Origin of the sequence: Mucilaginibacter flavus (assembly GCF_030409315.1) — a bacterium.
Taxonomy (GTDB): Bacteria; Bacteroidota; Bacteroidia; order Sphingobacteriales; family Sphingobacteriaceae; genus Mucilaginibacter; species Mucilaginibacter flavus.
The window spans coordinates 144,650-159,117 of the sequence record NZ_JAUFPS010000024.1 but is presented as its reverse complement, the minus strand read 5'-3'; the positions used below and the strand labels follow the sequence as shown (position 1 = coordinate 159,117).

14 protein-coding genes and 1 tRNA gene are annotated in these 14,468 nt (G+C 41.7%); 4 read left to right on the top strand and 11 right to left on the bottom strand.

Annotated elements, in window-relative coordinates:
• Positions 1 to 76: 76 nt before the first annotated feature.
• Together QWZ17_RS08770 and QWZ17_RS08765 are read left to right on the top strand one after the other, a co-directional pair.
• On the top strand, positions 77 to 310 hold the full coding sequence (locus QWZ17_RS08770; protein ID WP_290304779.1) for a helix-turn-helix domain-containing protein: 234 nt from the start codon (positions 77 to 79) through the stop codon (positions 308 to 310).
• Positions 294 to 899: a PDDEXK family nuclease gene (locus QWZ17_RS08765; RefSeq protein WP_290304778.1), complete on the top strand. Its 606-nt coding sequence runs from the start codon at positions 294 to 296 to the stop codon at positions 897 to 899. Before QWZ17_RS08770 ends, QWZ17_RS08765 begins: the two co-directional genes overlap by 17 nt.
• A gap of 70 nt (positions 900 to 969) precedes the next feature.
• On the opposite strand, the gene QWZ17_RS08760 is transcribed toward QWZ17_RS08765, so the two are convergent.
• The 10 genes from QWZ17_RS08760 to QWZ17_RS08715 form a co-directional block, all read right to left on the bottom strand.
• On the bottom strand, positions 970 to 1,848 hold the full coding sequence (locus tag QWZ17_RS08760; protein ID WP_290304777.1) for a polysaccharide deacetylase family protein: 879 nt from the start codon (positions 1,846 to 1,848) through the stop codon (positions 970 to 972).
• Positions 1,849 to 2,255: 407 nt separating this feature from the next.
• Complete coding sequence (locus QWZ17_RS08755; protein WP_290304776.1) at positions 2,256 to 3,488, bottom strand: Gfo/Idh/MocA family protein; 1,233 nt, start codon at positions 3,486 to 3,488, stop codon at positions 2,256 to 2,258.
• A 37-nt stretch (positions 3,489 to 3,525) separates the two neighbouring features.
• Positions 3,526 to 4,548: a Holliday junction branch migration DNA helicase RuvB gene (gene ruvB / locus QWZ17_RS08750; protein WP_290304775.1), complete on the bottom strand. Its 1,023-nt coding sequence runs from the start codon at positions 4,546 to 4,548 to the stop codon at positions 3,526 to 3,528.
• An 89-nt stretch (positions 4,549 to 4,637) separates the two neighbouring features.
• The gene (locus QWZ17_RS08745; protein ID WP_290304774.1) at positions 4,638 to 5,369 is read right to left on the bottom strand and encodes a polyprenol monophosphomannose synthase; all 732 of its coding nucleotides are present in this window, start codon (positions 5,367 to 5,369) and stop codon (positions 4,638 to 4,640) included.
• 48 nt (positions 5,370 to 5,417) lie between these two features.
• Entirely contained in the window at positions 5,418 to 6,914 is a 1,497-nt protein-coding gene (locus QWZ17_RS08740) for a POT-type proton-dependent oligopeptide transporter (RefSeq protein WP_290304773.1), read from the bottom strand.
• Positions 6,915 to 7,041: 127 nt separating this feature from the next.
• A complete protein-coding gene (locus QWZ17_RS08735; protein ID WP_290304772.1) occupies positions 7,042 to 7,968 on the bottom strand; it encodes a hypothetical protein in 927 nt (308 codons plus the stop codon).
• A gap of 164 nt (positions 7,969 to 8,132) precedes the next feature.
• On the bottom strand, positions 8,133 to 9,311 hold the full coding sequence (locus QWZ17_RS08730; RefSeq protein WP_290304771.1) for an acetyl-CoA C-acyltransferase: 1,179 nt from the start codon (positions 9,309 to 9,311) through the stop codon (positions 8,133 to 8,135).
• Positions 9,312 to 9,519: 208 nt separating this feature from the next.
• Positions 9,520 to 9,684, bottom strand: a complete 165-nt coding sequence (locus QWZ17_RS08725; RefSeq protein ID WP_290304770.1) for a type II toxin-antitoxin system antitoxin — start codon at positions 9,682 to 9,684, stop codon at positions 9,520 to 9,522.
• A gap of 1 nt (position 9,685) precedes the next feature.
• Entirely contained in the window at positions 9,686 to 10,216 is a 531-nt protein-coding gene (locus tag QWZ17_RS08720) for a hypothetical protein (RefSeq protein ID WP_290304769.1), read from the bottom strand.
• 5 nt (positions 10,217 to 10,221) lie between these two features.
• Positions 10,222 to 11,079 carry an SPFH domain-containing protein gene (locus QWZ17_RS08715; protein ID WP_290304768.1) on the bottom strand — a complete coding sequence of 286 codons (858 nt, stop codon included), beginning with the start codon at positions 11,077 to 11,079 and terminating at the stop codon, positions 10,222 to 10,224.
• A gap of 265 nt (positions 11,080 to 11,344) precedes the next feature.
• On the opposite strand from QWZ17_RS08715, the gene QWZ17_RS08710 reads away from it, so the two are divergent.
• Positions 11,345 to 13,414: an HD family phosphohydrolase gene (locus QWZ17_RS08710; RefSeq protein WP_290304767.1), complete on the top strand. Its 2,070-nt coding sequence runs from the start codon at positions 11,345 to 11,347 to the stop codon at positions 13,412 to 13,414.
• Positions 13,415 to 13,496: 82 nt separating this feature from the next.
• Positions 13,497 to 13,586, top strand: a tRNA-Ser gene (locus tag QWZ17_RS08705).
• A 120-nt stretch (positions 13,587 to 13,706) separates the two neighbouring features.
• Here the strand turns inward: QWZ17_RS08705 and QWZ17_RS08700 are convergent.
• The gene (locus QWZ17_RS08700) at positions 13,707 to 14,447 is read right to left on the bottom strand and encodes a GIN domain-containing protein (RefSeq protein ID WP_290304766.1); all 741 of its coding nucleotides are present in this window, start codon (positions 14,445 to 14,447) and stop codon (positions 13,707 to 13,709) included.
• Between the last annotated feature and the right edge of the window lie 21 nt (positions 14,448 to 14,468).

The following is a 14,468-nucleotide window of genomic DNA, read 5'->3' as shown; positions in this document are numbered from 1 at the left end:
CGATCAAATATACGATAAAATTTGCAGACTATAGTCTGTTGTTGGGGTAGAATAAAAACGTGAATTTGTCATTGATATGTTGGAAAAAATATTTGGTCAGGTTTTAAAAAATCTTCGTGAAAATACTGGTGTTACTCAGGAGATTCTGGCTCTGAATAGTGAATTAGACAGGACTTACATTTCGTTGTTAGAAAGGGGCTTAAGGACACCAACCATTGCTACTCTTTTTAAAATGGCTCCAACATTAAAGAAAATGCCATCAGAAATTATTGCTATTGTAGAACAGAAACTAAATGAGGATAGAGTTTGAAAACTATTTAATTAAAACCGGAACTTTCAGTGAGTCGGAAGAGTTTCAATCTATAATGAAAGAGATCCACGGAGGAATACAATGTGTCTCCTGGCATGATTCTTCCAAATTTATTGTAAATCCCGTTTCTAAAGGAAATGGCGTATTCCCAATAAAAGCGAATTTTATTGCTTATCTAAAAGAAATGCACTGGTTGCCAGAAAATAAAATGGCGCTTGCTCTTGGAATGAACCCGGGGCCAATTGATGCGGTTAAAATAACTAACTATGGCCCTTTCGCAGTTGAGTGGGAAACTGGTAATATTTCCTCATCGCATAGAGCTCTTAATAAAATTGCATTAGGTATTATACAAAAACAAATTATCGGTGGCATTTTGATCTTGCCAACAAGGAAATTTGGGAAATATTTAACGGATCGAGTGGGAAATTATCAAGAGATTGCCCCTTATTTTCCGATGTATACACAACTATCCATTGCAGAGGGAGTAATAGGTGTGATAGGAATAGAATATGATGATATCGATGCCTTGGCTCCATTAATTCCTAAGGGCAAAGATGGGAATGCTCGAAAAGATAATACTACGTCATAATATGAGCACGTCAACAAAACGGCCCTTGAAAAAAGGGCCGTTTAAAATATGATTTCATGGGGGGCTGCCCTTAAAAGCTATGCCTTACGCTGTTGCTGAAAGTTTTAGTTGTCCAGTAACCGCTATCTAATATACGGCGCACAGTCATCAACGGATAATCCGGATCGCGTTTATCAGCAAGCTGGAAAGCTATTTTGAATCCTCTTTTCTGAATTTCTGGTAATACAGGTTTTTTCCATACGCCAAATGGGTAGGCGAAATAATCTATTTTTTTACCGGTAATTTCTTCCAATTTTTTGGTTGGTTTGTCAATCTGGGTAACCCAGTCATCAACTGGTTTGTTGGTTATTTTGCCGTTTTTGCCAATAATTTTTAATACACCATTGTGGGTGTATTTGTCAACACGGTGATGATCCCAGGTATGGCTGCCAATGATGTTGCCTTCGTCAGATAGGGTTTTAACCATCTCGTTGGTCATGTAATGCGGGCGACCTAATGATACGGTCATTACAAAATAAACGCCTTTAAAACCGTACTTTTTAAGTGTAGGGTTAGCAATGGTAAACTGGTCAAGGTCGGTATCATCAAAGGTTAGCATGATGGGTTTGCTTGGCAGCGGGGTACCCTTGGTAAGGTAGTTGTATAGCTGATCGGGCAAGATGGTGTGATAACCACTATCGGCCAGCATTTTGATGTGTTCCTTAAAAGCAGCGATAGGTATAATGTAATCTTTTGCTCCTTTTGAATCGGTAGGTTTCCAATCGCGTATCTGGTGATAACAAACAACAGGCACTTGTTTGCGGCCCATAATGGCCGTATTATCCGCGGCAGGTTTTGCGCTTGAAGTTGCCGCTGCAGCGTTTGCAGGTGTTTTATCGGCTGGTTTAGACTGGCATGATAATGCACCCATGGTGCATACCGTTAGCCACACAAAAGCTTTCTTGATCATAGTGAGATGATAATTTTTTAATTTATTCAACAATGGCGAAATTAAGATAATATTTAGAAAAGAATCAAGAATTAAGAGTCAAGAATCAAGACAACTACACATTAAGGTCGTTGCCAGGTCCGAAGCAATCGCAAACTTTATAGCGCGGCTTTAACGCGTGAGAATGCTTTGTACCTACCCATGACGTTTTGTAAAAAATGTTTGTCATCCTGAGGAACGAAGGATTTTCTTCGCCCTGCTAAATGTAGACTTTTATACCGAAGAAGATTCTTCGTGCCTCAGAATGACAGGGTGTAGAAGGTAGTTCTTACGTCATCTCCACCTTCAAGTCCCGGATTTTATAACTCGCAATGACATGACTTTGGGGAGTTTTGTCTTGATTCTTGACTCTAACCTCTTGATTCTTCTTAAAGAACTATTCGCTTACCTTCCTTAATCGATCTTTTAGCGGCATCAAGTATCATCATTACCACCATATTGTTTTTTAACGATGAACGATCATTACGTACCTGTAGCGGGTTTTTAAGCGCGTAGGTAAAGTAAGGCACAGGCGCATCTGCCGGGCTTGCTAAAGGTGTTGCTTTAAAGCTGCGTACCTGGTTGTTGATCTTTACCTCCAGGCTGTCTTTATCAAAAGTGTGTATGTAACCCTTGGCTCCAAAAACTTCCATGTCCTTGATACCAAAAGGCCAGTTCCATGAGGCTTCTATCAAGCCGGTGGCATCCGGGTACTCCACTATAATGGTGGCATCGTCTTCAACTTTTGGATATACGCCCGGCTTGTAATGGCGGGCAATGGCGGTTACCGCAATGGGTTTTTGACCTTTCATCATCCAGGTCATCATATCGGCACCATAGCAGCCAAAATCATTTAAAGCGCCCGCGCCATTCAGTACCGGATCTGTAAGCCAGGCTAAAAAATCATCGCTGCAACCAATTTCCTTTGGTCCCTGGTGGCCGTCATGGAATACCATTTTACGTATCACACCCACACTATCTGTTTTAATAGTATTGTAAGCACTTTGCACTGATGGGTACCAGGTAGTTTCGTAATTGGTAAGCAGGCTGATGTAATATTTAAGGGCTAAAAACTCCATGCGTTTAGCTTGATCCAATGTAGCAGCCAAAGGTTTTTCAACCATTACGCTGATGCCCATGGGGGCGCAGGTTTCCACAATATCAATGTGTTTGCCAACGGCATTATAGCCCAGTACAATTACCGGTTTACGTTTTTGGCACATGGTTTTCAAATCGTCAAAAAACAGGGAATCGGGTACGCCGTACATTTTGCCGTACTTTTCCCATAACTTTTTATCGGGCTCGGCAATGCCAACAAGGTTTACGTTACCGTTGCGGTATTCATTTAGTATCAGGTGTATGTGATCGTGGTTTAAGCCCGCTATGCCCACTTTTGGTCCGGTTGGTACCTTTTTTACTATTACGGTGTCTTTTTTTTTAAGCGACGTATCGTTTTTTAATTTGGCTGCTGTATCGGCAGGTAAAGCCAGGGGCTTATTGGGCACCATGGGCGTTGTAGGCGTAGGGATTGTTGTTTGGGCTTTTGCTATAGCCACACAGCATATATTAAATGCCAGCACAGCTAATACCAGTTTAAAGCCTTGGTTTAGTTTGGTTTTCATGGTTAATGTATGGTAATGTAAGTTTTAATTGGCTTGCTTAAAATAAGGTTTGACTGCCCCCTAATTTTATTTTACCCAGGTGTTTATAGGCACTCTCGGTAGCCTCACGACCGCGGGCTGTGCGCATTAAAAAGCCTTCCTGTATTAAAAATGGTTCGTACACTTCTTCAATAGTACCTTCATCCTCACCAACGGCTGTGGCAATAGTTTTTAAACCTACAGGGCCGCCTTTAAACTTGTCAATAATGGTCACCAATATTTTGTTGTCCATTTCATCAAGACCATGTTCATCAACATTAAGAGCATTGAGGGCGTATTTAGCTATCGCGGTGTCAATATTACCATCGCCTTTTATCTGGGCAAAATCGCGGGTACGGCGTAACAGGGCATTGGCAATACGCGGTGTACCGCGGCTGCGCCTTGCAATTTCGTAAGCACCCTCATCTGTCATGGGGGTTTTTAATATCGATGCCGAACGTAGTACAATGGTGGTAAGCAGTTTGGCGTCGTAATACTCTAACCGGGCATTTATCCCAAACCGAGCCCTTAATGGGGCTGTAAGCAAGCCCGACCGGGTGGTAGCACCAACAAGGGTAAATGGGTTTAATGAGATTTGTACCGATCGGGCGTTGGGGCCGCTCTCCAGCATAATATCTATCTTAAAATCTTCCATGGCAGAGTACAAATATTCCTCCACCAGCGGACTTAAACGGTGTATCTCGTCAATAAAAAGGATATCGCCTGTCTCCAGGTTGGTGAGTAGGCCAGCCAGATCGCCGGGTTTATCCAGCACAGGACCCGATGTTATTTTAATACCTACCCCCATTTCATTAGCCACAATGTGCGATAGGGTAGTTTTGCCCAAACCCGGAGGGCCATGCAACAGCACATGGTCAAGTGCCTCGCCACGCTGGCGGGCAGCCTGTACAAATACTTTTAAGTTGGCTAATATTTTATGCTGACCGGTAAAATCCTCAAACTGCTGCGGACGTAAAACTTTTTCAATATCACGTTCGGTATTGCTGAGGCGTTCCGGCGCGGGATCAAGGTGCTCATTCATTACCAACGAAATTAGCTTTTTTTAGCTAAAAGCAGAAAGCTAAATGCCAAAAGCTTTTTTGCTTTCAGCTTTCTGCTTTTAGCCTTCGGCTACCCTTCCGGATATTTCCTGAAAATGCTGTTGATCTTCATTTGGATCACCCCAAAAAAAGCTTCTTTGAATATTCCGCCCGACATTTTGGAGGTGCCCATGATGCGATTGATGAATATAATGGGCACTTCTACCAGGCTAAAGCCATGCTTAATAGTGGTATACTTCATTTCAATTTGAAAGGCGTAGCCCACAAATTTAATTTTATCAAGCTGTATGGTTTCCAGTACCTTGCGCTTATAGCACATAAAGCCTGCTGTTGAATCGGCAACATCTATCCCGGTGATAAAGCGTACATATACCGATGCAAAGTAGCTCATCAATACCCGGCTCATGGGCCAGTTTACCACGTTAACCCCCGTGCTGTAGCGCGATCCTATGGCGGCATCGGCGCCGTCAATACAGGCTTGTCTTAGTTTGAGCAGGTCATCCGGGTTATGCGAAAAATCTGCATCCATCTCAAAAATATAGTCGTAATGATGCGCTATGGCCCATTTAAAACCATGGATGTAGGCGGTGCCCAAACCCTGTTTCCCGGCGCGTTCTTCTATAAAGAGCTGTTCGGGATATACGTTCATTAAACTTTTTACAATGGTGGCTGTACCATCCGGCGATCCGTCATCAATGATGAGGATATGAAAATCATGAGGAAGGGAAAACACCTTACGAATCATCTTTTCGATGTTTTCCTTCTCGTTATAAGTCGGTATAATAACTATGCTGTCTGGCACTTAGTATTCAGATGTGTGATCAAATAAAACACAAAACAACAACTTTTATTATACAATTGGGTTATCGGGATGAATTTCTGTTACTTTATCATCGCGAATATCTAATCCATCAGCTAAAACATCTGATGCCAGATAAGCTTTTTCTTTTAAACGCGGACTAACAAAAAGGAACAATACAAAGAAACCAAGACATATGCCTGTGAACAACCAATAGAATGATGCGCCGGTAAAACGGGCATAAAAACCACCTTTTGCAATGCTGTTATTTACAATGGTATTAAAGAATGAACCTACTGAATAAGTAAAATACCAAATGGCAGTCATGGTACTTTTCATAGAGATAGGAGATTGCGTATAAGCGTACTCCAAGCCAACTAATGAAACTAAAACTTCACCGGCAGATAATACCGCATATGCCAAAATTTGCCACCAAACAGATGGGTGTAAACCTTTATCAACTTTTTCCTGCAATAGGGCTATGATTAAAAAGCTACCAGCGGTAACCAGTAAGCCAAAGCCTATTTTGCGTAACGGCGTTAACTTTAAGCCCAGCTTTTTTGCCAAAGGATAAAAACCGAAGTTAAACAAAGGGATCATCACCAATAAAAATACCGCGTTTACGGTTTGTATTTGCGATGGAAGGATGGTCCAGCCGAAAATGCCCAGGCTAAGATCAAGTTTGGTTGATTGTAATACCCACTCGGCACTGTTCATATCCCATAACGACCAAAAGACAGGTATAAATGCAAAAACGGCCATAATGCGCCAAACAGCTTTAATACCGTCAACTTTTTCATGACCATATTTAGCTTCTGTCTGTTCCCAGGCAGTGCCAGGCTCCAGCGGCCTGATTTTACGCATTAGGGCATAAAAACTAACCGAAACAAAATTGGCTTTGTTAATACCTTTTGCCGGTAGCTTAACATAACTTTTACTACCCGAAAAGAATATAGCAGTAGCCAACGCCATTAAAATGCCCGGTACACCAAATGCCCAGGCCGCGCCAAACTTATCGTAAATTAAAGGGATCAAAAACAAGCTAACCATTGAACCTGCATTGATGCTGAAGTAAAACCAACTGTAAATGGTACTCATTAAATGCTGGTTACTATGATCAAACTGATCGCCCACGTTAGCCGATACGCACGATTTTATAGCGCCTGCCGAAAATGCTATAATAATTAAGCCGGTTTGAAAGCCGGCCAGGTTGGTATCAAACATCGATAACAGGAAGTGACCGATGGTATAAATTAAGGAGCCAATTAAAATTACGCGGTATTTGCCAAAAAACCAGTCGGCCAGGATAGCTCCAAGCAGGGGGGTAGCGTAAACCAATGTAGAAAACATATGGTTGATACTGTTGGAGTGCGCGTTGGCTACAACATCACTTTCGTGATTGAAAAATTGATGGACTAAAAAAACAGCAAGAATGCTCCGCATTCCATAAAAACTAAACCTTTCGGCAAATTCATTGCCTATGATGAATGGTACCGCCCTTGGAATTTTTCCGATTGAGCGCGATTGTGCTGCTGTCTTTTCTTGCATTTATGTGTCAACTTAAGTGTGCTAAAGTAATACAAATCTTTTAAATCGAAATTTAATACCGAAAGTGTTACAGTAGGTGGTGGAATTATTTTGATTATTAACTGCTAACAGTTGTTTAATTCTTAAATTAATGTGATGTTGGAACAAGCATTTTATCTTTGATGGCCTGTTTTTTAGGGTCTACATAATCATTGTCGATAGCCTCACTGGTATTGTCCTGTACGTTGCGCATATCCAGTTGCTCTACATAAACCCAACGGCCATTTTTTAGCTTGTAGCCATCATAAGTAAGGTCGGGACCGAAAGATTCGGGCTTATCTTTCATTTTGGCATCAGGTGCAGAGAGGTGATCAAACACAATAAGATTTTGCTCCGGTACATATCTTAACAACATAGATACCTGGCGGGCGTATTCAAAAACCACTCTTTTACGGGTTTTGCCGTTGCCATCAAAAACGGGCATCCCAAATCTTGGTTCGCCATTGTTGAAGGATAACACATCAAGCACTTTTTTAGTTGATTTTACGGTGTTACCCTTCCAGCCTATCAGCACATAATAAGTTTTAGCGGCATAAACGGGGATAATTTTATAGTACTGCGCGCCAAGCCATTTGTGGGTATCGGTTACCGAATCCTCGGGGTTTTTAAGCAGGGGCGACAAGTCTTCAAGCGGATACATTTTTAAAAAGCCGCCGGTGTTCATTTGTATCGTTCCGTAAAAACGATAGCTGCCATCCTGGTTCATAATAGGCCAGGTAAGGATGCGAAAACGGTTATCGGGCGAGTTAAGGATGCTGATGGTTTTAATAGAATCAAAGGGGAAAAGAAACGAATTGGGCACTTTAAGCGCGTTAACCATAGTTTTAATAAACTTATAGTTGGCGTTTTTTCGTTCCAGGTCGTTCTCGTTATTGATAAAAGTTTTACCCAGTGTTTTCAGGGTATCTTCATACAATTTAAGCTGATTGATATGCGCGCTTTCGTCAGAATGCTGGGCATAGGTTTGTAAACAAAACAGGAGGGGGAGAAGGGATACAAAAAGTTTTTTTGTCACGATTCTTGTCGGATTATATTTCTAATATACTATTATTTATCAAGTATGGCGCTGGGGAGAATTGCTTGCAGAGGCCAAACTTACGAAGTTTAAAAACTTCGTAAGTCTTTCGCCGCTTTGCTATTCTCTGGTTAAGTATTTTTACAATCGATGTTAAATGTCTACTAACGTAAATTTTCAATAACCATTGCGCTGGCACCGCCACCGCCGTTACAAATTCCGGCAGCGCCAAATTTGCCCTGGTTTTGGTTTAATACGTTAATTAAGGTAACAATGATACGTGCGCCCGATGCACCCAGCGGGTGACCTAAGGAAACAGCACCACCGTTAACGTTAACTTTTGTAGGGGCGAGTTTTAATAATTGATTATTGGCTATGGCAACTACCGAGAATGCTTCGTTAATTTCAAAGTAATCGATCTGATCTGCCGATAAACCAGCTCTGTGTAAGGCCAGTGGGATAGCTTTAGATGGCGCAGTAGTAAACCACTCCGGTGCTTGTTGCGCGTCGGCATAAGATACTATGCGGGCAAGCGGTTTAATGCCCAGTTCATCGGCCTTTTCACGGCTCATCAACACCAAAGCAGCAGCACCATCATTTAGGGTGGACGCGTTGGCAGCGGTTACTGTGCCGTCTTTTTTAAATACGGGTTTTAAAGAAGGGATTTTTTCAAACTTAACAGCTTGGGGTTCCTCGTCATCGGCAAATAAGGTGATATCACCTTTTTTATCTTTTAGCTCGATTGGGGTGATCTCGTCTTTGAACTTACCATCGGCCTGGGCCTTTTGCGACCGGTTGTACGATTCAATAGCAAAAGCATCCTGCTCCTCGCGACTGATGTTGCAATCGACGGCGCAAAGTTCGGCTGCTGAGCCCATGTGGTAATCATTATAAACATCCCAAAGACCATCTTTCACCAATCCATCCGTAATTTGGCCGTTGCCTAAGCGATAGCCGTTACGGGCTTTATCTAAGTAATAGGGCACATTGCTCATACTTTCCATGCCGCCGGCAACAACAATCTCATTTTGACCAAGGGCGATGCTTTGGGCGGCCAGCATAATAGCTTTCATGCCTGACGCGCAAACTTTATTTATGGTAGTAGCAGGTAAATGTGGTAAGCCTGCAAATATAGCCGCCTGTGTAGCCGGTGCCTGCCCCAAATTGGCCGACATTACATTCCCCATATAAACTTCTTGAATTTGATCTGGCCGTAAACCGGCCTTTTCAACTGCCGATTTGATAACCTGTGCCCCAAGCTGTGTGGCGCTAATATTGGCTAAGCTGCCCCCAAAACTGCCTATGGGCGTGCGGGTAGCGGCTACTATTACTACTTCTTTCATGTGTCCCTCATTAAATTGGTAGGACAAATTTAGTTATTTTGAGGAGAGTAAAAAGCTATGCATGCATAATATTATTGACGGTGTGCAGCCGGCAGTTGGCATATTTTTTAAAATTTCTTCATTGGGAGCATTAGAGTATTTCATCGGTAATGAATAGCGCCAATATGTTGATACTACTGCTAACTGCAAACCGAAAACTGCCAACTGATTATTCTTTTTTCCTCTTCGCCCCCTTTTTACGTGTCAGCAAAGCTTGTTGCATCAAGTATTCTATCTGCCCGTTGGTGCTTCTGAATTCTTCGGCGGCCCAGGTTTCCAGTTCCTTTAATACCTCCGCACTGATGCGTAATACAAATGCTTTTTTCTCCGCCATATCAACCTCCTGCTGCCGCGGCCTGCGCCTGTTTCATCAAAATTAAGTTTACCCCCAATAAGGCCAGCAAAGGCATATCAGGTATTTGTTTTAGTTTATCTAAATCTACCGTTATTGTAAACGGCTTTTTCATACCCCATAATTCAGTTTTAATATCAAGGATATCGCCATATTGTTCACTTGTTAGGCTAAAAGTGCGGGTAAATAACTTTTTGGCCAGATAGACGGCTTCAAAGCCGTTATTCATCATTAGGTTTACCTTTCTTGATAATAATTCGGGTGTAACAATACCTAATTCCATCTCGTTGCTATCGGTAACTAATAGTGATCGGCTAAACGCGCCTTTACGTTTAATTATCCATGTATTTTGTGCCGATTCTAATATCATTTTGGTTTTCCATAGGCTGGCATAGCTCAGTTTACCATAAGTAAACTGACCACCACTTAGCTCAAAATAAGGCCTGAAAAAACCGGTTCTGGTGATAGCCAGTTGGTTGTTACGCAACTGATCAAAACTTCTGTACTGCTCCATGATTATTAATGATATAAAGTGCCGGTGTTAACCACAGGATTAACCGCTTTATCGCCACATAATACTACTAACAAATTGCTCACCATGGCGGCTTTGCGTTCTTCATCCAACTCCACTATATTTTTTTCTGATAGTTTATTCAAGGCCATTTCAACCATTCCTACCGCGCCCTCTACAATTAACCTGCGGGCAGCTATGATGGCCGATGCTTGCTGTACTTGCAGCATGGAATGGGCAATCTCAGGCGCGTAAGCCAGGTGCGATATTCTCGCCTCCAATACCTCAATACCGGCACGATCAAGCCTTTCGTTCAGCTCTTTTTCAAGCATGCTGCTTACTTGTTCGGCACCGCCACGTAACGTGATGGTGGCTGTTTCATCCTCCAGGTTATCATAAGGAAAGGAGTTTGCCAGGTGCCTGACAGCAGCCTCGCTTTGGATGTTTACATATTGGATATAGTTTTCAACCGCGAAAACCGCGCTGGCCGTATCTTTTATCTGCCATACAATTACCGCGGCAATTTCAATGGGGTTGCCGATACTATCGTTAACCTTTAGCTGTTGGCCATTTAAGTTAAATGCCCTTAGTGAAACCTTCTTTTTTACAGTGAATGGATTTACCCAAAAGAAGCCATCCTTTTTAACAGTGCCCTGGTACTTGCCAAACAGCGTAAGTACCTTTGACTCATTTGGATTAACTACGATAAGACCCGGGACTAGGAAAAACAGGCCAACAAAACCCAATATAAAACCCAGGGCTTCTATGCCTGTACAAAAACAAATAATAGCTATTAATGATACGGCAAGGAATGCGAAGAATACCGTAAAGCCCGAAGGCGGATTGATGATTTTTTCAGAGTCCATGATGATTTAAATTGATTTTAAAATGATATCATAAAGATATCAAATTTTATTTGATAAACGCAAATAAGAATCAAGAATTAAGAGTCAAGAATTAAGAGGGAGCTTGGGTGAGTAATGATTAATGAGCAAAGATCAAAAGCGAGTTGTATGAAACGAGGGATGAAATAAGCGCTTAGTTGTGTTAAGAATGCGCAAGGCTCCTGTCTTGATTCTTGATTCTTGACTCTTCTTGAAAAACCTTATTTTTGAGCGCTTAATCATATAAATGGCAAAACTATCCACCTCGCGGCAAAAAGCCTTAATGCGCAAATATGCCCGCAACGTTAAGTTTTTGATGATGCTGGTGAGCATCGGCCTTATTGTTTTCTTTTTACCCAAGCAGGCAAAATTTGGCTATGAATATGAAAAAGGACGTATCTGGAACCAAAAGGACCTTATATCTCCCTATAATTTCGCCATCTTAAAAACCGGGCAGGAAATTGATAACGAAAGGAAAACTGCTTACGAAAGTATTACGCCCATATATCAGCTCGATGCCGCGGCCGGCGATCAGCAAACGGAAGGCTTTAAAAGCGACCTGGAGATAAAATGGCATAACGCCGGTATAAATGACAAGCTAAAGCCTAAATACATTGAAGCCGGTACGGCATTGTTAAAAGAGGTTTATGATACCGGTATTTTAAAACTGAACGATAAATATCTTACCCACGCTAATAATTACCCGGTAACCATATTAAACAAAAATGTAGCTACCGATAAAAATACCAATTCGCTATTCACCAAAGAGAAAGCTTTGGCTTACTGTGATAAGGTACTAAGCAAACGCACGGATGTGGATAAAGCCTTTTTGCTCGATCTGCTTCAAAATCGCATCCAAAGCAATTTAAATTATGATGATAACCTTACCCTGCGCTTAGAGAAAGAGGTTTATGATGGTTTATCTATAACCCGCGGCATGGTACAAAAAGGGGAGGTGATAGTTTATAAAGGTTCGGTTATTAACGATGATGTTTTTCAAAAGCTGGAGTCATACAAAAAAGCTTTTGAAAATAATGCACGGGTAAATGGCAACCGGGTGCTGGTACTGGCCGGCCAGGTTATGTTGGTTTCTATTGCCATAGCGCTGTTAATGATATTCCTGTACCTGTTCCGCAAGGATATTTTTGCCGATAACCGTTTAGTTGGTTTGATATTGCTGGTAATCACCGCCATGTTGGCAACATTATCGGCAGCCATCAAATTTCAGATACCTACCAACCTTTACTATATTCCTTATTGTATAGTACCTATCATTATCCGCATTTTGTTTGATACCCGTTTGGCGCTCAATATCCATTTGCTGGTGGTGTTAATAGCAGGCTTTTTTGTGCCCAATAGCTTCGAGTTTGCTTATTACGAGATTACCGCGGGGATGGTATCTATATACAGTATCAAAAACCTGCTTCGCCGCGAACAGTATTTCATTTCGGCGGGAATGATTGTGTTTACTTATTTTGTTGCCTTTTTGGGTATTACTTTCATCAGGGAGGGTACATTCAATGATATCGACTGGACCGACTTTTTGCCCTTTGTAGTAAGCGTGATGCTCACCTTGCTGGCTTACCCGATGATCATCATTTTTGAGAAGATCTTCGCCCTTACGTCAGATATTACGCTTATAGAGCTTACCAATACCAATGCGCCATTATTACGCGAGTTGGCCTTTACTGCTCCCGGTACCTTTCAGCATTCGTTACAGGTAGCCAATTTGGCCGAGAATGCCATTTACAGCATTGGTGGCAATGCTTTGCTGGTACGGGCAGGGGCATTGTACCACGATATTGGTAAAATGGAAAATCCGTTGTTCTTTATCGAAAACCAAAGCTCGGGCTTTAACCCGCATGATAAGTTACCTTATGAAGAAAGTGCCCAGGTGATCATCCGCCACGTGAGCAAGGGTATCGAAATGGCACGCAAGGCAAACCTGCCCGAAGTGATCATCGATTTTATCCGCACACACCATGGCAATACCCGGGTCGATTATTTTTACCAGTCGTCATTGAAGAATTTTCCTGAAAAATTCATCAACGAGAACATTTTTAGGTATCCAGGCCCCATCCCTTTCACCAAAGAAGCGGGGGTTTTGATGCTTGCCGACTCGGTTGAGGCTGCTTCGCGCTCGTTAAAAGAACCGGATGCTGAATCGATAAGTGTTTTGGTAGATAGGATAGTGAAATATAAACTCGATCAAAACCAGTTGAAAGACAGTAATATAACTTTAAAGGATATTGAAACCATTAAAGAAATATTTAAGCGGATGCTGATGAGTATTTACCATGTGCGGATAGATTATTAAAAATCCGAAATATTTTTTTGACGGGAAGCATGTTTTACTATATTTGCAATCCCGAAAACGGGGGACAAGTTTAAAAAACACTGGTGAGGTGCCTGAGAGGCCGAAAGGATCAGTTTGCTAAACTGACGTACGGGAAACTGTACCGAGGGTTCGAATCCCTCCCTCACCGCCAAGGGAAACTTTAAATCCACTAAAAATCCTGTAAATAATATGATTTACAGGATTTTTTATTTGTAGCATCCCCGAATAATAAGAAAGGGATCAAGCAGAAAAAGCGGAATTTGTTGCTTAATTATTTACCGTTAGATCTTAAATAGCTTTTTTCTATATCTTTAGTTATGTCAGTCGGGTTGCCGGTTAAATAAACCCGCGCGTCATTTTTGGCTACAATGTTTAATTTCTTGGTAACAAATAGATAGGATTCACTGCCGCTATATACCCGGGCACTGCATGATTCCAGCATCAGTTTTTTCCCGTCAAAAATGCTTCCTCCTTTTACGTGGAAATTGCCGGTAACTGCTTCACCTTTTAAAATGAGGTTGCTTCCGTCCTGAATTTCTGCATTAAGCATTTTACAGTTGATGTTTGCATATAATTGGGCGCCTGTTACAAGCGTAAGAGATAGTTGGTTTACTGCAAGTTGATCCTTAATAGTTACCGAAGCTGCTTCAGAGGCTTCGATAGACGCTATATTACCGGCAGAGATCTGTACATTTAAAGTTTCCTTTGAATTAACTAATCCTTTCCAGTTAGGATCATCTTTATAGGACAATGAAACTTTTAAAGTATCATTAACCACCGTTGTTTTTATTTTTTTTCGTAGGCTCTGATTAGAGGCCGTAACCAAAACCCGGTTATCGCTTCCCCCGCTTATTGATAAACGTATCCCCGTTGCTACGCAAACGGTTTTATAAGATGTATTAATCACCCTCGTTTCGGTGTTGGTGCCGGATTGACAATTACCTTTGAATGATGAAGCTATTAACACAACCAATGTTAATGCCCAATAAACGCTCTTGTTGAAGTTTTTCATGTTTTAGGTATTTGAGTTTAT